General features: G+C 63.7%; 17 protein-coding genes and 1 tRNA gene. 13 read left to right on the forward strand and 5 right to left on the reverse strand.

All coding sequences use genetic code 11. The features are described 5' to 3' along the window. The first annotated feature begins 156 nt into the window (after window positions 1-156). The 5 genes from dnaG to NGM99_RS08905 all read left to right on the forward strand — a co-directional run bounded on the left by dnaG (window position 157) and on the right by NGM99_RS08905 (window position 6,008). Window positions 157-2,097, forward strand: a complete 1,941-nt coding sequence (gene dnaG, locus NGM99_RS08885) for a DNA primase (protein WP_252818096.1) — start codon at window positions 157-159, stop codon at window positions 2,095-2,097. A gap of 381 nt (window positions 2,098-2,478) precedes the next feature. Beyond that, window positions 2,479-4,509 carry an RNA polymerase sigma factor RpoD gene (gene rpoD, locus NGM99_RS08890; protein WP_252818097.1) on the forward strand — a complete coding sequence of 677 codons (2,031 nt, stop codon included), beginning with the start codon at window positions 2,479-2,481 and terminating at the stop codon, window positions 4,507-4,509. 102 nt (window positions 4,510-4,611) lie between these two features. Beyond that, window positions 4,612-5,226, forward strand: coding sequence for a Uma2 family endonuclease (locus tag NGM99_RS08895; RefSeq protein WP_252818099.1), 615 nt, complete (start codon window positions 4,612-4,614; stop codon window positions 5,224-5,226). After that, window positions 5,223-5,645: a secondary thiamine-phosphate synthase enzyme YjbQ gene (locus NGM99_RS08900; RefSeq protein WP_252818100.1), complete on the forward strand. Its 423-nt coding sequence runs from the start codon at window positions 5,223-5,225 to the stop codon at window positions 5,643-5,645. Before NGM99_RS08895 ends, NGM99_RS08900 begins: the two co-directional genes overlap by 4 nt. 72 nt (window positions 5,646-5,717) lie before the next feature. After that, the gene (locus tag NGM99_RS08905) at window positions 5,718-6,008 is read left to right on the forward strand and encodes an HlyU family transcriptional regulator (protein ID WP_252818102.1); all 291 of its coding nucleotides are present in this window, start codon (window positions 5,718-5,720) and stop codon (window positions 6,006-6,008) included. 50 nt (window positions 6,009-6,058) lie between these two features. On the opposite strand, the gene NGM99_RS08910 is transcribed toward NGM99_RS08905, so the two are convergent. Next, a complete protein-coding gene (locus tag NGM99_RS08910) occupies window positions 6,059-6,583 on the reverse strand; it encodes a TIGR00645 family protein (RefSeq protein WP_252818104.1) in 525 nt (174 codons plus the stop codon). Between the two features lie 162 nt (window positions 6,584-6,745). Next, on the reverse strand, window positions 6,746-8,785 hold the full coding sequence (locus NGM99_RS08915; RefSeq protein WP_252818105.1) for an OmpA family protein: 2,040 nt from the start codon (window positions 8,783-8,785) through the stop codon (window positions 6,746-6,748). Window positions 8,786-8,939: 154 nt separating this feature from the next. Between NGM99_RS08915 and NGM99_RS08920 the strand changes: the two genes are divergently transcribed. Both NGM99_RS08920 and NGM99_RS08925 read left to right on the forward strand, forming a co-directional pair. Beyond that, entirely contained in the window at window positions 8,940-9,386 is a 447-nt protein-coding gene (locus NGM99_RS08920) for a YcgN family cysteine cluster protein (protein WP_252818107.1), read from the forward strand. Window positions 9,387-9,522: 136 nt separating this feature from the next. Next, on the forward strand, window positions 9,523-9,963 hold the full coding sequence (locus tag NGM99_RS08925) for a hypothetical protein (RefSeq protein WP_252818108.1): 441 nt from the start codon (window positions 9,523-9,525) through the stop codon (window positions 9,961-9,963). Window positions 9,964-10,027: 64 nt separating this feature from the next. Here NGM99_RS08925 and NGM99_RS08930 read toward each other — a convergent pair whose 3' ends face one another. After that, complete coding sequence (locus tag NGM99_RS08930) at window positions 10,028-10,753, reverse strand: SIMPL domain-containing protein (protein WP_252818110.1); 726 nt, start codon at window positions 10,751-10,753, stop codon at window positions 10,028-10,030. Window positions 10,754-10,873: 120 nt separating this feature from the next. On the opposite strand from NGM99_RS08930, the gene NGM99_RS08935 reads away from it, so the two are divergent. Further along, window positions 10,874-10,949, forward strand: a tRNA-Ile gene (locus tag NGM99_RS08935). 94 nt (window positions 10,950-11,043) lie between these two features. Here NGM99_RS08935 and NGM99_RS08940 read toward each other — a convergent pair. Then, window positions 11,044-11,886, reverse strand: a complete 843-nt coding sequence (locus NGM99_RS08940; RefSeq protein ID WP_252818111.1) for a bifunctional allantoicase/(S)-ureidoglycine aminohydrolase — start codon at window positions 11,884-11,886, stop codon at window positions 11,044-11,046. A gap of 2 nt (window positions 11,887-11,888) precedes the next feature. Next, the gene (gene puuE / locus NGM99_RS08945) at window positions 11,889-13,325 is read right to left on the reverse strand and encodes an allantoinase PuuE (protein WP_252818465.1); all 1,437 of its coding nucleotides are present in this window, start codon (window positions 13,323-13,325) and stop codon (window positions 11,889-11,891) included. A gap of 95 nt (window positions 13,326-13,420) precedes the next feature. Here puuE and xdhC point away from each other — a divergent pair, with 95 nt between their 5' ends. The 5 genes from xdhC to xdhA all read left to right on the forward strand — a co-directional run bounded on the left by xdhC (window position 13,421) and on the right by xdhA (window position 17,694). Continuing rightward, window positions 13,421-14,242 (forward strand): xanthine dehydrogenase accessory protein XdhC, encoded by an 822-nt coding sequence (gene xdhC / locus NGM99_RS08950; RefSeq protein ID WP_252818113.1) that lies wholly within the window; start codon window positions 13,421-13,423, stop codon window positions 14,240-14,242. Window positions 14,243-14,304: 62 nt separating this feature from the next. After that, window positions 14,305-15,546 carry a urate hydroxylase PuuD gene (locus tag NGM99_RS08955; RefSeq protein ID WP_252818115.1) on the forward strand — a complete coding sequence of 414 codons (1,242 nt, stop codon included), beginning with the start codon at window positions 14,305-14,307 and terminating at the stop codon, window positions 15,544-15,546. Continuing rightward, complete coding sequence (locus tag NGM99_RS08960; protein ID WP_252818116.1) at window positions 15,543-15,785, forward strand: DUF982 domain-containing protein; 243 nt, start codon at window positions 15,543-15,545, stop codon at window positions 15,783-15,785. Before NGM99_RS08955 ends, NGM99_RS08960 begins: the two co-directional genes overlap by 4 nt. A 65-nt stretch (window positions 15,786-15,850) precedes the next feature. After that, on the forward strand, window positions 15,851-16,213 hold the full coding sequence (gene uraH / locus NGM99_RS08965; protein ID WP_252818118.1) for a hydroxyisourate hydrolase: 363 nt from the start codon (window positions 15,851-15,853) through the stop codon (window positions 16,211-16,213). Window positions 16,214-16,227: 14 nt separating this feature from the next. Next, entirely contained in the window at window positions 16,228-17,694 is a 1,467-nt protein-coding gene (xdhA, locus tag NGM99_RS08970; RefSeq protein ID WP_252818120.1) for a xanthine dehydrogenase small subunit, read from the forward strand.

Consider the following 17,694-nt stretch of genomic DNA (forward strand, 5'->3'; position numbering starts at 1 on the left):
TTCGAGCATAGTTTCAAGCGCGCCGGCGAGTTCGTCGAAACGGAATCTCCATTCGGCACGCCTATATGTCCCGCAGTGAGTTCCAAGCTGGCGCTCCCCGTTGTTAGGCATTATATCCTATAACGCTGCACCGGAATTTCGCGTATCAGGTTACCCATGCGCTTCCCGCCCCACTTTCTGGATGAAATCCGCGACCGCGTGCCGATCTCGTCGCTGATCGGTGCGCGCGTTTCCTGGGACAAGCGCAAGACCAACGCGTCGCGTGGCGACTACTGGGCCTGCTGTCCCTTTCACGGCGAGAAGTCGCCGTCCTTCCACTGCGAGGACAAGAAGGGGCGCTACCATTGCTTCGGCTGCGGCGTCTCCGGCGACCATTTCAGGTTCCTCACTGAACAGGAGGGGCTGAACTTTCCCGAGGCCGTCGAGCGCGTGGCCGAGATGGCAGGCGTGCCGATGCCGGCGCGCGACCCGCGTGCCGAGGAAAAGGAAAAGCAGCGCGCCACGCTTCACGAGGTCATGGAGCTTGCGACGAAGTTCTTCGAAACGAAACTTCAGGCATCGGAGGGTGCAAAGGCCCGCGCTTACCTGCGTGAACGCGGGCTGACGCCGGCGACACAAGCCGCGTTTCGCCTTGGCTATGCGCCCGACAGCCGCAATGCGCTCAAGGAACATCTGGCATCCAGAAACATCCACAAGGACCTGATCGAGGCCTGCGGGCTCGTGGTGTTCGGCGACGACATCCCCGTCTCCTACGACCGCTTCCGCGATCGCATCATGTTTCCGATCCACGACACGCGCGAGCGCGTGATCGCGTTCGGCGGCAGGGCGCTGTCGAGCGAGGTTTCGGCGAAATATCTGAACTCGCCCGACACTGAGCTCTTCCACAAGGGCAACGTTCTCTACAACCTCGCCCGCGCCCGCAAAGGCTTGCCCAAGGATGGCGCTCTGGTGGCGGTCGAAGGGTATATGGACGTGATCGCGCTGGCGCAGGCAGGCTTCGACCAGGCCGTGGCGCCGCTGGGCACCGCACTCACCGAGCGCCAGCTCGAACTTCTCTGGCGCATATCCCCCGAGCCGCTTCTCTGCTTCGACGGCGACAGTGCCGGCCTGCGCGCTGCCTTCCGCGCTGCCGATCTGGCGCTGCCGATGGTCGAGCCGGGGCGTACGGTTCGCTTCGCGCTTTTGCCGGAAGGCCAGGACCCGGACGATCTCGTAAAAGCGCGCGGCCGCGACGCCTTTACGGAAGTGCTCAACGACACCCGCTCGCTTGCCGATCTCATCTGGATGCGTGAAACGGGCGGACGGCTTTTCGATACGCCGGAGCGCCGCGCCGAACTCGACAAGACGCTGCGCGAGGTGACGGGCCGCGTGAAGGACGAGGGGGTGCGCTTTCACTACGCTCAGGAAATGCGCGAGCGCGTCCAGACCTTTTTCGGAACGGCACAGCCTGAGCGTGGACGCGGCGGCAAGGGCAACCGCGATGGGCGAGCCTCGCGCGGCGGGGCAGGGCGTCCCGGCGCTGCATCCGGACGTCTCACCGTGTCGGAAAGCCTCCAGCGCTCGGCGCTCGTCAAACGTGCCGGCGGCGTCATGCCTCTGCGCGAGGCGGTGATCGTCGTCGCGCTCGGCAACCATCCGAGCCTGATCGATGAGAACTTCGACGTGATCGATGGGCTCGACCTGTCGCATCCCGATTTGCGTCAGCTCCACGCCGTTCTGATCGACGCGCTCGCCCATTGCGAGAATGCGAAAGGTTTCGACCGCGACTGCTGCATGGCCGAGATCGACAAATCCGGCGTTTCCGAACTTTGGGAGCGGGCCGAAGGCCTTGTTCGCCGCGCGCGCCAGTGGCCCGCCTTGAGCGATGCCTCGGTCGAAGATGCGCGCGAAGCTTTGGCCCAGGCGCTGCACTTGCACCGCAATGCACGCACCTTACATAGGGAGCTGAGAGCGGCCGAAGCCGCGCTCGCGAGCGATCCGAGCGACGAACACCTTCAGCAGCTCTTGGCGGTTCAGGCACAGTTCCATGACGCCCAGGCGACGGAAGCCCTTATCGAGGGTTTCGGCGTCACATCCGGTCGTGTGGATCGCAACTGACAGCCAACTTAAGCGGGCGCTAAGCTCGTCTTAACTCTATGGATAGATTGATTCAAATTGATCGTGTTTTGGGCCGAAGCCGCGATCGGTGATTCGCATCCTTTTCGCGAATCAGTCATATGCGAGCCCGAATCGGCTTTTCGGAAGGGGTGTCCGGAAGTGGCGCTAGGGGCCGTATAGGCCGAGAATGCAATATCAAGCGAGCCTCGAATGCTCGCGCCTGACGTGCGGACGGAAGAAGACCGGCCGACTGGAAAGCGAAACGGACCGCTCCATATGGTGGCGGTTCAAACGAAGGGCAGGCCACACCACGGTGTGTCGCCAGTCTCACGAAGCAGATTCCGGTCTGGCGGTCTTTTATCCGCTTGGAGAAGAATAAGCATGGCGACGAAGGAAAAGGAAGAGGTCGAGACGGAGCGCGAGGGCACAACCGATGGCCCGCTGCTCGACCTGTCCGATGATGCCGTCAAAAAGATGATCAAGGCCGCCAAGAAGCGCGGCTATGTGACTCTCGATGAACTGAATGCGGTGCTCCCGTCCGAGGAGACCGATCCCGATCGCATCGAAGACATTCATGCGATGTTGTCCGACATGGGCATCAATGTCGTCGAGGACGACGATGCGGGTGAGGATCGAGAGGGCGAGGCCGAGTCTTCCGAGGAAGATGCAAACGAGCTCGCAGAGCAGACCGGCACGGCGGTCGCCACCACGACCACCAAGAAAGAGCCGACCGACCGTACGGACGATCCCGTGCGCATGTACTTGCGCGAGATGGGCTCGGTCGAGCTTCTGTCGCGCGAAGGCGAAATCGCCATCGCCAAGCGCATCGAGGCTGGCCGCGAGACGATGATCGCCGGGCTCTGCGAGAGCCCGCTGACCTTCCAGGCCATCATCATCTGGCGCGACGAGCTGAACGAATCCAAGGTTCTCCTGCGCGAGATCATCGATCTCGAAGCCACCTATGCTGGTCCTGAGGCCAAGCAGGCGCCGATCGTCGAGCGCACGCCCGAGGAGACCAATGGCGGCCGTCCGCGTGAAGAAGAACGGTCGCGCGGCCGTTCGCGCTCGGACGAAGACGACATCACCAATGTCGGTGGCGAGTCCCGTATCGAAGACGACGACGAGGAAGACGACGAGGCAAGCCTGTCGCTCGCCGCGATGGAAGGCGAACTGCGCCCGCAGGTGATGGCGACCTTCGATGTGATCGCCGAAACCTACAAGAAGCTGCGCAAGCTTCAGGACCAGCAGGTGGAAAATCGCCTCGCTGCCGCCGGCACGCTGTCGCAGAGCCAGGAGCGCTCGTACAAGAAGCTCAAGGAAGAGCTGATCACGGCGGTGAAGTCGCTGTCGCTCAACCAGGCGCGCATCGAGGCGCTGGTCGAGCAACTCTACGACATCAACAAGCGTCTCGTGCAGAACGAAGGCAAGCTCCTGCGCTTGGCCGAAAGCTATGGCGTGCGCCGCGACGACTTCCTGAAGGAGTATCAGGGCTCGGAACTCGACCCGAACTGGACGCGCTCGATCGCAAACCTGTCCAGCCGCGGCTGGAAGGAGTTCACCAAGAACGAGAAGGACTCGATCCGCGACCTGCGCGCCGAGATCCAGAACCTCGCCACCGAGACCGCAATATCGATCGCCGAGTTCCGCAAGATCGTGAACCAGGTCCAGAAGGGCGAGCGCGAAGCGGCCATCGCCAAGAAGGAAATGGTCGAGGCGAACCTGCGTCTGGTGATCTCGATCGCCAAGAAGTACACGAACCGCGGCCTGCAATTCCTTGATCTCATTCAGGAAGGCAATATCGGCCTGATGAAGGCGGTCGATAAGTTCGAGTACCGGCGCGGCTACAAGTTCTCGACCTATGCGACATGGTGGATCAGGCAGGCGATCACGCGTTCGATCGCCGACCAGGCTCGCACGATCCGCATTCCGGTGCACATGATCGAGACGATCAACAAGATCGTGCGCACCTCGCGACAGATGCTTCACGAGATCGGCCGTGAGCCGACCCCGGAAGAACTGGCCGAAAAGCTGGCCATGCCGCTCGAGAAGGTGCGCAAGGTTCTCAAGATTGCCAAGGAGCCGATCTCTCTCGAAACGCCCGTAGGCGACGAGGAGGATTCGCATCTCGGCGATTTCATCGAGGACAAGAACGCGCTTCTGCCCATCGACGCGGCGATCCAGGCCAACCTGCGCGAAACCACCACGCGCGTTCTCGCATCGCTCACCCCGCGCGAGGAGCGCGTGCTGCGCATGCGCTTCGGCATCGGCATGAACACCGACCACACGCTGGAAGAAGTCGGCCAACAGTTCTCGGTGACGCGCGAACGTATCCGCCAGATCGAGGCCAAGGCGCTTCGCAAGCTCAAGCACCCCAGCCGCTCGCGCAAGCTGCGCAGCTTCCTGGACAGCTGATCGGAACAAAGGCGGGCTTCGGTCCGCCTTTTTCTTTTAAGCTCAGAGTATCCATTCGCCAAATGAGCTGCGATGGACCGAGCTTGGTGCTAAGGTCGCCCCATGAACGAGCGTCTCGTCCTGTCCGAGCCTATTCTCCCAGCGACCACGCAGGCGGCCGATGGCATGCCGCGGCGGGCTTGGACCGTGGCCGAGATCGAGGCGATGGTGGCGGCGGGCATCATTCCGGAGCATGAGCGCTTCGAACTGATCGGGGGAGAGGTAGTGCCGATGTCGCCCAAGGGCGCACGACATGAGACTGTGAAGTACGAACTCAACAAGCATTTCCAGCGCACGGTGCCGGACGAGTTCGCCGTCATTCCGGAAACGACGCTACAGCTCGATGAGAAGAGTTTTCTCGAACCGGATTTCTGTGTCTATCCGGGAGAACTCAAGCCGGGTGAGATCCGTGGCTATGATGTGCTGCTCGCCATCGAAGTGGCGGACTCAAGCCTGTCCTATGATCGCGGGCGCAAGATCGGTCTTTATGCGGCTTACGGCATCGCGGAAGTCTGGGTCGTCGATGTGAAGACGCTCACCACGCGCGTGCATCGCTATCTCGGCGCCGAGGGTTATCGCGAGGTGTTCGAGGCCGGCATGGCAGAGACGCTGGTTTCCGCACGCGTCCCCTCGCTCTCTTTGAACCTCGCCGCCCTAGGGCTTCAAACTTCCTTATGAAGCAGCAAATTCTGACGCTCGCCACGCGCGGGCAAGGGCTTTACGAGTTCACGCGTGACGCCAGACGTTTCGTCGAGGAGGCCGGCACGAAAACGGGTCTTCTCACCGTCTTCGTCCGCCATACCTCATGCTCGCTCCTGATCCAGGAGAACGCCGACCCGGATGTCCGGCGCGACCTCGATGCGTTCTTTGCGCGGCTCGTGCCGGACGCAAACGATCCGAGCATGGATTATCTTGTCCATCGCGACGAGGGGCCGGATGACATGCCGGCACACATCAAGGCGGCGCTGACGGCCGTTTCGCTCTCCGTGCCGGTGATGGATGGCCGGCTCGTGCTCGGCACATGGCAGGGCATATATCTCTGGGAACATCGAACACGTCCGCATCGCCGCGAGATCGTCCTGCACCTTTCCACATGAGGACCGGTGCTCTTGGTTTTCCATGTCCGTGCAGTCTATGGTCCGCATGACGGACTGACAGGACGGGAATCGATGTCGTTTTTCAAGAAGCTGTTCGGCGGTGGCGAGGCCAAGCCTGAGACGGAGTCCCCTGCGGCGGGGCGCTCGATCGAGCATAAGGGTTTTACGATCCAGGCCACGCCCTTCAAGGAGGGCGGACAGTTTCAGACCTGCGGGGTCATCTCAAAGGAAGTGAACGGCGCGGTGAAAGAGCACCGCTTCATACGTGCCGACCGTTTCGCCAGCCTAGACGAAGCATCGGACATCGCACTCGCCAAGGGGCGCCAGATCGTCGACGAACAGGGCGAGCGGATTTTCGGCTAGCGCAATCTTCGCAGCAGCATTCGGCGGGTCGGCGCGCGAAACCGCGCCTCTCAGAGAGTGTCTGGTTCCGCCTTGGTCTTCTTCGCCTTGGCCGACATATGGTCGATATAGGCCAGGAGCAGGGCCGAAACCACGAAAGCGATGTGGATCACGGTTGCCCAGAGCAGCTGGGTCTGAGTGTATGTCGCCAGGTTCAGGAAGATCTGCAGCAGATGGATCGATGAAATCGCGACGATGGTGGAGGCGACCTTCACCTTGAGGGACCCTGCGTCGATCGTGCCCAGCCAGTGCACGCCGTTGTCCCCGGCATCGAAGCGGCTGACGAAATTCTCGTAGCCCGAGATGATCACCATCACGACGAGACTCGCAATAAGTGCAGCGTCGATCAGGCCGAGCATCAGGAGGATCGTGTCCGTGTCGGTCAGGGTAGATACCTTGCCCGCAAAGGCCAGAAGCTTGCCGCCGAAAGAGAAGGCATAAATGGCGAGCGCGATCGCCAGCCCGAGATAAAAGACGACCAGAAGCCAGCGAGAGGCCAGGATAATGGCTTCGATCAGAAGTTCGATACGTTTCATGAATCCAGTCGGGCTGTCTCGGATCGGATAGCGGCGTTTCTCTCAGATGCCGGCAGCATTTGCCAGAGCCGAACATCCGCGATGACGGGAGCCATATCTGCTCCGCGCGAGAAAAAGCCCGGCCGGTTTGCGCCGGCCGGGCTTCGTAGATGCGTGCCAGGCTTACTTCGCGCTGGCCGTTGCAGGGGCGACGAGCGCCGTGATGCGGCGGATCGCAACGCGGCGGTTCTGCGCCTCGGGCTTTTGGCTGTTCACCTTGAGATACTGCTCGCCATAGCCCTGCGTGGTGAGGTTCTCCGGCGGGATGCCGAACACGTTGGTCAGCGCATCGGCGACCGACTCGGCACGACGATCGGAAAGCGCGAGGTTCGCGACATCCGAACCCACGGCGTCCGTGTGACCCTCGATGAGGAAGGTCTCTGCCGGATTGCGCTGGAGCAGCTTCTCCATCGCGCTCGCCACGCCTTCGAGCTTGTTGACCTGGTTCTCGGGCACAGAGGCCGAACCGAACTCGAAATTGATCGTGTCGAGATCGATGCGGCGCGTCTTCTGGCGGATACGCGAAGAGCGCTTCACCTCGTCCACCGAATAGAGACGCTCGACGCGCTCGACCGGCGGCTGGTCGAGGAACTCGTAATACTGCTGGTCCGGGTCCTCGCCGCTGCCGATGCGCCGCGCATCGAGAATGTACTCGTCCTGCGGGATCGCCAGCTGGAGCGGGGGAAGGTCGAGACCGGGATCGCGCCAGTCGCGCACGCGCTCACGATCGTCCTCTTCGACGTAAGACAGCACGTATTCGCGTCCGTCGGGCGTGATGCGCGAACGGCGTACCACATCGCCGTAGCGGTTGCGGATCGTGACCACCTGTGTTCCGTCCTCACGCACCACGGTCTCGCGAACCCGATCACGCGGCAGATCCTCGTAATAAACGTCGCGCGCACCACGCGTCAGGCGCGGCTGCTCGTTGCTTTCCACGATGGTCTGGTTGTTGAACTGGATGATCGTGCGGTCACCCAACTGGCGCAGAACATCGGCGCCTTGCGGACGCTCGCGGCGCTGAGGATCGTCGAACGGCGAACGGCCCTCACGGCGACGCTCTCCACGCTCCTCGGTGACCGGCGCGATCTGCTGCTGAATGATGGCCTCGGGCTGTGCGGCAGCATCGTTCTGCGGCGGCGGACCTGCCGGTGCGACGGGCGCGACAGGTGCGGCAGGCTGCGCGGCTTGCCCGCCAGCTGCGGGACGCTGCACGGCATCCTGCGAAGCAGGCGCTTCGCCGGGCGGCAACGCGACAGGCGGCTGTGCGCCCGCATTGCCGTAAGCCGGGGCTGGCTGTCCTGGCTGTGGCGCTGCACCCGGTTGTGCGGGAGCGGCTTCACCGCTCGTCGCTGGAGGCTGTGCCGGCGCAGAGGCATCGGGCGCGGGTGCCGGTGCCGGTTGCTCCGCGGTCGGTGCAGCCGGAGCGGCTTCGGTGCCCGGTGCAGCCTGCGCGGGCGCTGCATTCGGAGCCGTCTGATCCTGTTCCTGCTGCTGGCGGCGCTGACGCTCGCGTTCGCGGCGCGACTGGGGCTGCTGCTCGCCTTCAGGTGCCGGCGCGGCCTGTGGTTGCTCGGCGTTCGGAGCGGGAGCCGTTTCCGAAGCAGGCGGCGTTTCCGGCTGAGCGGGTGCCGCTTCCGGTGTAGCCTGCTCTTGTTCCTGCTGCTGGCGGCGCTGACGCTCGCGTTCGCGACGCGACTGGGGCTGCTGTTCGCCTTCCGCAGCGGGGGCTGCCTGCTCGCCTTGGTTCTCGGCAGGGGCAGACTGTTGCTCCTCCTGCTGCTGGGCGCGCTCGCGGCGCTGACGGCGCGTGGGCTGTTCCTCGCCCTGGGCTGCCGGTTGCTCGGCCTGAGGGGCAGCCTCTTCCTGTTGTGCAGGTTGCGCCTCGGGCTCGGCCTGCTGTTCCTGAGCCTTTTCACGACGCTTGCGGCGCGGCTGCTCCGCTTCGGCTTCCGGTGCTGCCTCCTGGGCCGGCGCGGCCTCTGGCGCGGGCGCGGGCGCTGCCTCCTCGGCGGCGGGCGCCTGCTCGTCCTGAATGCGGATCAGCGGCAAGTGCGAGGCGCTGTTGAAAGCCGATGCATGGGGGGCGATCGGCACGGCAAAGCTCTGGCCGGACATCAGCAGACCCAAAGCTGTCCCGGCCAGAATCCAAGGCTGGCGTTTCATCCTGATACTCTCCAATTTTTGGGTCCCATCCGGGCCGAGAACTGGTTCTGGCTCCTTTGGTTCCCATCTTCGTGATTGGGCGAGGGCGTGCCGAAGCGACCCTTCCACCCGGCTGAAGCTTGATTTCAGGCGCTCGACCGGCCACATCGCGGCCATGGCCGAACCCTTCTGGAAAACGAAGTCGCTCGAGGAAATGAGCGCGAGCGAGTGGGAGTCGCTTTGCGACGGCTGCGGCAAATGCTGCCTGTCCAAGCTCGAGGACGAGGATACCGGCGAAATCTATTGGACGAGCGTCGGCTGCCGCCTGCTCGATGCCGGCACCTGTCGCTGCCACGACTATCCCAACCGGCTTTCGCGTGTGCCCGATTGCGTCGGCCTGACGCCGAAGGTCGTGCGCGAGCTCAAATGGCTGCCGCGCACCTGCGCGTACAAGCTGCTGGCGGAAGGCAAAGACCTTTACCCTTGGCATCCCCTGATTTCCGGCCGGGCCGACAGCGTGCACGAGGCGGGCGCGTCGGTGCGCCACGTGGTGCGCGCCAGCGAAACCGACATGGAAGAGCCCGAAGATTACTTCGACTACGTTCTCGATGAAGAACCGTGACATGAGGTGCGCCAGATAGATGCCGGCCGCATGAACCTCGGCTGAACGATCAGTTCGCGTCGCGTTCAGTTGATCACCGCTAGTCTTCCATCATCGCTTCGGCGCTTTTCGCCAAGCCGATGATTGGAGAGAGATCATGTCCGGCTTCCTCAAGACCCTTGCCATCGCTGCCACGCTCGGCGTCAGCGCCACCGCCATTCCTGCTGTCGCCCATGCCGACAGCGTCTACTTCGCCATCGGTCAGGGCGGACCCGAATTCGGTGTCGTCGCCGACGATGACGGCCCCCGGGGGTATCCCCAATATGATCGTGTCCGCGACGAGCGTCGCTGGGATCGCGACGATCGCAATGACCGCGATTGGCGCCGCGATCGCTGGGAGCGTGATCGTTGGGAGCGTCGCGGACCGCCGCGCTGCTCGCCGGATCGCGCCCTCGACAAGGCCGAGCGCATGGGCATCCGCCGTGCCGAAATCCGCCGCGTCACCGACCGGACCATCCGCATCTCAGGCCGCCAGTATGGCGACCGGGTCTCGGTGACGTTCGCCCGAGCCCCGCATTGCCCGGTGATCGACTGGTAGAAATCAAGTCGGTGCAAGGGAAAAGGCCCCGGCGACGATGCCGGGGCCTTTTTTGTTCGAACTCTTACGGCTCAAGCGCGAACGTCATGCTGACTTGCACCCGGTACGCGTTCTCGCCCGCTTCCACCGGCGCAGGGGCGGGCGCCGCGTCGCGCGCGGCATAGGCTTTCGCGAGGATCGGCTGGGGCGGCTGCGAAACCACCGTATCCGAAATCTCCGTCACCCGCCCGAGCTTGACGCCCGCCGCCTCGGCCAGCGTGCGTGCCTTTTCAACGGCATCTGCTACCGCCTTCTTGCGCGCTTCGGTCAGAGCCGGCTTCGGGTTTTCATTGGTGAAAGTGATGCTGCCGCCCTGATTGACGCCGAGAGACACAGCGCGGTCGATCACCTCGCCGGTCTTCGCCACATCGCGCACGCGGATCGAAAGCGTGTTGGTCACCTCATAGCCGCGCAGGCGGCTTTCCTGCGTGTTGTCGGGCTTGGAGATGTAGTCATAGCGGGCACTCACCTGCACGCCCGAGGTTTGCAGGTCACGCGCTTCGATTCCCATTTCCTTGAGCGCCTTGATGACCTCCGCCATCGCCGCACTGTTCTGCGTCAGCGCCTCACGCGCGCTTTCCGCCTCACGCACCACCGCCAGCGAGATCTCGGCGATGTCGGGAGCCAGCGTCGCTTCGCCCTCGCCATTGACCACGATACGCGGCGGCTGGGGCGCATCCTGGGCGAATGCGGGAGCGGCTGTCGAGAGTGCCAGCGCAAGCGCCAGCCCGGGGCCCAGAATGGACTTCATGAAAAGCTCCTAGTGGAAGAGTTGCAACACCTTCCCCGCTAGCCTCTCATTATGGGCGCAATACGACGGCGCTCCCCGCTTGTGCGGGAAGGGCCGTCAGGGTAACGAGGCAATCGTGTGGGGCCTGTAGCTCAATGGTTAGAGCCGGCGGCTCATAACCGCTTGGTTGGGGGTTCGAGTCCCTCCGGGCCCACCATTTTCTCAATAATTACAATGCTTTAACGCGGGCTTGTTGGCTTTCCTCGAGGCTGCTGCGCTTCTCGTGAGAAACCTTGCAAGTCGGTCGCAGCCTACCGGCCCAGCCTCAACTTGGCGTGGCGGTTCACGTCCTTGTAGAGCAGGTAGCGGAATTTGCCGGGGCCGCCGGCATAGCAGGCCTGGGGACAGAAGGCGCGGAGCCACATGAAGTCGCCGGCTTCGACTTCCACCCAGTCGCGGTTGAGCCGGTAGACGGCCTTGCCTTGCAGCACGAACAGGCCGTGCTCCATGACATGGGTTTCCTCGAAGGAGATGACCGCGCCGGGGTCGAGCGAGACGATGTTCACATGCATGTCGTGGCGCAGGTCGTCGGGTTCGACAAAACGGGTCGTGGCCCAGCGCCCTTCGGTGTCGGGCATGGCATGGACGGTTCGTGTGCCTTCCTCGCAGAAGAAGGCTTCCGGCACGTCGAGGCCGTCCACGAATTCGTAGGCCTTGCGGATCCAGTGGAAGCGCGCCGGCTCGGTGCCTGTTGAGCGCAGCGTCCATTTGGCTGAGGGCGGCAGAAAGGCGTAGCAGCCGGGCGTCATGGCATGGGCTTCGCCGTCGAGCGTGACCGTGATCTCGCCGCCCACCACGAACAAGACACCTTCCGCACCCTCATCCAGTTCGGGTCGGTCGCTGCCGCCGCCGGGCTGCACTTCCATCAGATATTGCGAGAAGGTCTCGGAAAAGCCTGTCATCGGGCGCGAAAGCACCCAGGCGCGGGTCTTCTCCCAAAAGGGCAGATAGCTTGTCACGATGTCGCGCATCACGCCTTTGGGGATGAAGGCGTAAGCCTCGGTGAAGACGGCACGGCCGGTATGCAGGTCGCTCTGGCTCGGCAGGCCGCCGGCGGGCGCGTGATAGGGGAAGGCGGTTTTTTCGGCGTCCATGCTCAATTCTGCTCTGCGAACATATCTTTGAGCCGCAACAGAGCGATGCGCTCGACTTGGGCGGCGGCCGTCTTCAATTCGTCGTCGCGGCTGTTCTCCACCCGCGCGACGAAGTTTTCGAGAATCTCGTGCCTGGTCCGCCCGCGCACGGCAATGATGAAGGGAAAGCCGAACTTCTCGGTATAGGCGCGGTTGAGCGCGGAGAAGCGCTCGCGCTCGTCGTCGGTCAAGGCATCGAGCCCGGCAGAGGCCTGCTCGGCGCTGCTCTCGGGCGTCAGGCGCCTGGCCTGCGCGAGCTTGCCGGCGAGATCGGGATGGGCCCGCAGCACGCCGAGCCGTTCCTCGCTGGATGCCGATCGGAAGATGCGGCAAAGCAGATTGTGCGTGCCGACCGCTGTGTCATGCGCGGGCCCGAGTTCCAGTTCCCATGCGCGCTCTGCGATCCAGGGCGAATGTTCGAAAACCGCACCGAAGGCCTCGACGAAGCGTTCCTGGCTCATGCGGCTGGGGCGAAGTTTCGGCGCGCGATAAGGACAGTTTTCGCGCCAGTGCTTTGCGATATCGATGCGCCGCGCGATCCAGACGCGTTCGTGGCCTTTCACATAGTCCACGAAGCGCTTGAGCGCGGCCAAACGACCGGGCCGCCCGACGAGACGGCAGTGAAGGCCGATGCTCATCATCGCCGGTCGTCCGGCTTCGCCTTCGGCATAGAGGGTGTCGAACGAATCCTTGAGGTAGGAAAAGAACTGGTCGCCGCTCGGGAAACCCTGCGGTGTCGCAAAGCGCATGTCGTTGGCGTCGAGCGTGTAGGGGATGATCAGCTGTGGCTCGATCGCGTTGCCGTGGCCGTCGTGATCGAGCCAGTAGGGCAGATCGTCGTCATAGGTGTCCGACACGTAGTCGAGGCCGCGCGCGGCGGCGAGGCGCACGGTGTTGGCCGAGGTGCGGCCGGTGTACCAGCCTCGCGGCCGCTCGCCCGTCACCTCCGCGTGCAGCCGGATCGCCTCGTCCATGTCGCGCGCCTCGTCGTCGGACGCGTGGTCGCGATAGTCGATCCATTTCAGCCCGTGCGAGGCGATCTCCCAATGCGCATCCTGCATCGCCGCGACCTGCTCGGGCGACCGGGCCAGCGCGGTCGCGACGCCATAAACGGTGACGGGCACCTGCGCCTCGGTGAACAAGCGATGAAGCCGCCAGAAACCGGCCCGGGCGCCGTATTCGTAGATCGACTCCATGTTCCAGTGCCGCATACCGGCCCAAGGCTGCGCACCGACGATCTCCGACAGAAAGGCCTCGGAGGCTTTGTCGCCATGGAGGATGGCGTTCTCTCCGCCTTCCTCATAGTTGACCACGAACTGCACGCAGATCGACGCATGGCCCGGCCATTGCGGGTGAGGCGGGTTCTGGCCGTAGCCGCGCATGTCGCGCACATAGCGTATCGCAGTGTTCATCCGGCATCCCGAGCGATTGCAGATTCGACGGAAAAGGTCTGAATACCTTTCTATCGCCATCGGGCGGCATGCAAAGGAAAAGGATGACCGCAAGCGCCGCAAGACTGGCCGAGTTTCTCCGAGCGCAGAAGCGCTGGGCGCTGGTGACGATCGCGGACGCGCGCGGTTCGACGCCGCGCGAGACCGGCGCCTGGATGGTGGTCGCACCCGATGCCTCGCTGGGCACGATCGGCGGCGGACAGCTCGAATACCTGACGATGGCGCGTGCGCGGGAGGTCTTGGCCGATCATTCCGACCCGACGCATCTCGATATACCGCTTGGCCCCGAGATCGGCCAATGCTGCGGCGGACGCGTGGATGTTTCGATCCGCGAGGGCGACGAAGCGCTCGGCGCCGAACTCCTTGCCCAAATCGCCACGAGCGAGGCGAGCCAGCCGCAGGTCTATCTGTTCGGAGGCGGTCATGTCGGCCATGCGCTGGCACAGGCTCTGGTGCTGCTGCCCGTGAAAGTCACGCTGGTCGAAACGCGCGGGGACGCACTGGTCGGCCTGCCGTCAGGGGTTCACGGGCTGCTCAGTTCCGTTCCCGAACAGGTCGTGCGCCAAGCACCTTCCGGCTCCGCCTTCGCGATCCTGACCCACGATCACGCGCTCGATTTCCTGATCGTCGCCGAAGCGCTCGCGCGGGATGACGCGGCTTATGTCGGCATGATCGGGTCGAAGACCAAGCGCGCGACCTTCCGTTCCTGGTATCTCAACACGGCAGGCGGCAGCGAGGCGACGCTTGCGCGCCTCGTTTCGCCCATCGGCAATAAGGAGGTGCAGGACAAGCGCCCGGCCGTCATCGCAGCGCTTGCCGCGGCCGAGATTGCGGCAACGCTTTTCGGCCATTCACAGCCGCGCTGATCCGGCCTCTTCCCGTTTGCGCGCGAGCCCGTATTGTCACCGGGACTGATGCGGACTGAACGATGCTCGATTTCGTCATTTTCTGGGACTGGCTGACCTTCGCCGTGCGCTGGCTGCACGTGATCACCGCCATCGCCTGGATCGGCTCGTCCTTCTATTTCGTGGCGCTCGATCTGGGTCTACGCCAGCGTCCCGGTCTGCCTGTCAGTGCCCATGGCGAGGAATGGCAGGTGCATGGGGGCGGCTTCTACCATATCCGCAAATATCTGGTCGCGCCCACCGAGATGCCGGACCACCTGACCTGGTTCAAATGGGAATCCTATGCAACCTGGCTGTCGGGCTTCGCGCTGCTCTGTGTGGTCTACTATGCGGGCGCCGACCTGTTCCTGATCGACCGTAACGTGCTCGACGTTTCGGCCGGCACGGCTATCGTCATCTCGCTTCTGGTGTTGGCCTCCGGCTGGACGGTCTATGATCTGCTCTGCAAGTCGCCGCTGGGCAAGAGCGACACCGGGCTGATGATCGTGCTCTACGGCGTGCTCGTCTTCATGGCCTGGGGCCTGACGCATCTCTTCACCGGCCGTGCCGCCTTCCTGCATCTGGGCGCGGTGACGGCGACGATCATGTCGGCCAACGTCTTCATGATCATCATTCCCAACCAGAAGATCGTGGTCGCCGACCTTATCGCGGGGCGCAAGCGCAATCCGAAATATGGCCGCATCGCCAAGCAGCGCTCTCTGCACAACAACTACCTGACGCTGCCCGTGCTGTTCCTGATGCTGTCGAACCACTACCCGCTGGCGTTCGGCACGCGGTATAATTGGGTGATCGCCGCACTCGTCTTCATCATCGGCGTGCTGATCCGCCACTTCTTCAACACGCAGCATGCGCGCAAAGGCAATCCGCACTGGACCTGGGCGGCGGCCACCGTGCTTTTCTTTGTCATCATCTGGCTGTCTACCGTGCCGCAGGCGTTGACGGGCGAGCCGAAGATGAGCGCTCGCGCGCAAACCTTTGCAAGCGCGCAGCATTTTTCCGCAGCGCGCGACACGGTGATGGGCCGTTGCTCGATGTGCCACGCAGCCGAGCCTTCCTATGAAGGCGTCTATCACGCGCCCAGGGGCGTCCATCTCGACACCGATGCCGACATCGCCGAGCATGCGCGCGAGATCTACCTGCAGGCCGGCCGCTCGCACGCGATGCCGCCCGGCAACCTCACAAGCATCACGCCCGACGAGCGCGCGGTTCTGGTGACGTGGTTCGAAGAAGCCGACAAACAGGCGCATTGGGGAGCATGGCGATGAGCGATCCGAAGCTGTTCAGCAAGCCGATCACGGTGGAGATCGGAGGCGAGAGCCGAGCCGTCGCGACCGTTCAGGAGGCCTCCGAACTTCTTTCCAGCACCGATTGGCCGGACGCTGGCCCGCTCCATCGCGACGCGCTCGGAACATGCATGAAGGTTCTCGACGGCCACCGCTCGACCGTCGAAGCAGAAGAGGCTTTTACGCAAGCCGCGCGCGAAGCCGGACTGCTGCGCCCATAGTCCCGCTTCACGAGCGCCTGCAAAAGCGCTTAACTGCCTGGTCGATGATTTGAAGGGAGCTCGGCTTGAGCGAAAGCCACGGACGCCTCACCACGCATGTGCTCGACACCGCAAAGGGCCGCCCTGCCGGTGGCCTTGCGATTACGCTCTATCGGCTTGAAGGCGAACACCGCCTGCTGGTCGCGGAGGCCGTGACCAATACGGATGGCCGCACCGATATGCCGATGCTGGCAGGCGACGCGTTCGAGACCGGCACCTATGAACTCGAATTCAAGGCTGGAGACTATCTTCGCAGCAACGCGCCGGAACTCGGCTCCGATCTCTTTCTCGACGTGATCCCGATCCGCTTCGGCCTCACGGACCACGCCCATTTCCATGTGCCGCTGCTTTTGTCGCCCTTCGGCTACTCCACCTATCGCGGCAGTTAAAGAAAGCCGGACCCATGCCAGCGATCCGCCAGCACCTCCGCTTCATCCTCAATGGCGAGGACGTCTCTCTTTCCGACGTCGCGCCCGATGCGACGCTGCTCGATTTCCTTCGCATCAAGCGCTCGCTGAAGGGCACCAAGGAAGGCTGCGCGGAAGGCGATTGCGGAGCCTGCACCGTGCTGGTCGGACGGCTGGGTCGCGATGGTCTCGTTTACGAAAGCGTCAATGCCTGTATCCGCTTCGTGGGTTCGCTCGATGCCACCCATGTCGTGACGGTCGAGCACCTGCGCGGCGCCAACGGCGCGCTGCATCCGGTTCAGCAGGCGATGGTGGATTGCCATGGCTCGCAATGCGGGTTCTGCACGCCGGGTTTCGTGATGTCGCTTTATGCGCTCTGGATGCGCCATGCGCGGCCGAGCCTGGCTGCCATCGAAGAAGCGTTGCAGGGCAATCTCTGCCGCTGCACCGGCTATGAGGCGATCATCCGCGCCGCGCAGGCCATCGCCTCCTATGGCGAGGCTGGAAACGATCCGCTGGTGGTCGAGCGCGCCGCGATCACAGAGCGTTTGCGCGTGTGGCGCGACGGCGCTCGCATCGATTGCGGCGGCCGCTTGATCGTGCCGGCAAGCGTGGACGATCTCGCCGCGATCTTCGCGGAGAACCCGAAGGCGACTTTGGTCGCCGGCTCGACAGATGTCGGCCTTTGGGTCACGAAATATATGCGGCCCATCGAACCGGCCGTCTTCATCGGCGCGCTGGACGAGATGAAACGGGTCGAGACGCATGATGGCGTGCTGCGCATCGGTGCCGGCGTGACCTATTCCGACGCACGAAAAATCCTCGGCGAGAAAATCCCCGAACTCGGCAAGCTCATTGCCCGCATCGGCGGCGAGCAGGTGCGCAACATGGGAACGCTGGGCGGCAACATCGCGAACGGCTCGCCCATCGGCGACATGCCACCGCCCTTGATCGCGCTCGACGCGCGTGTGCTCCTCCGCAAGGGCAGCGAGCGCCGCGAACTGCCGCTCGAGGACTTCTTCCTCGCCTATGGCAAGCAGGACCGCCAGCCCGGCGAGTTCGTGGAAGCGATTCATGTGCCGCTGCCCGCGCCCGGCACCCGGCTCGCCGTCCACAAGGTCACCAAGCGTCGTGACGAGGACATCACCGCGACACTCGGCGCCTTCGCCTTCAGGCTCGACACTGAGAACCGCGTTGCCGCCATTCGTATCGCCTGTGGCGGCATGGCCGGCACGCCGAAGCGGGCGCTCGGCGTGGAACAGGCTTTGCTCGGCCAGCGGTGGTGCGAAGACGCCGTGCTCGCCGCCATGGAGCGCTACGCGGACGATTTCACGCCGCTTTCCGACATGCGCGCCTCCGCCGAGTACCGCATGCTCGCCGCGCGCAATCTCCTGATGCGCGTTTATCTCGAAAGCGTGTCCGGCAAGGCGCCCGTCACTATAGCCCGCGACGTGGCCGCGTGA

It is taken from the genome of Mesorhizobium liriopis, from assembly GCF_024053505.1.
GTDB lineage: Bacteria > Pseudomonadota > Alphaproteobacteria > Rhizobiales > Rhizobiaceae > Mesorhizobium_B > Mesorhizobium_B liriopis.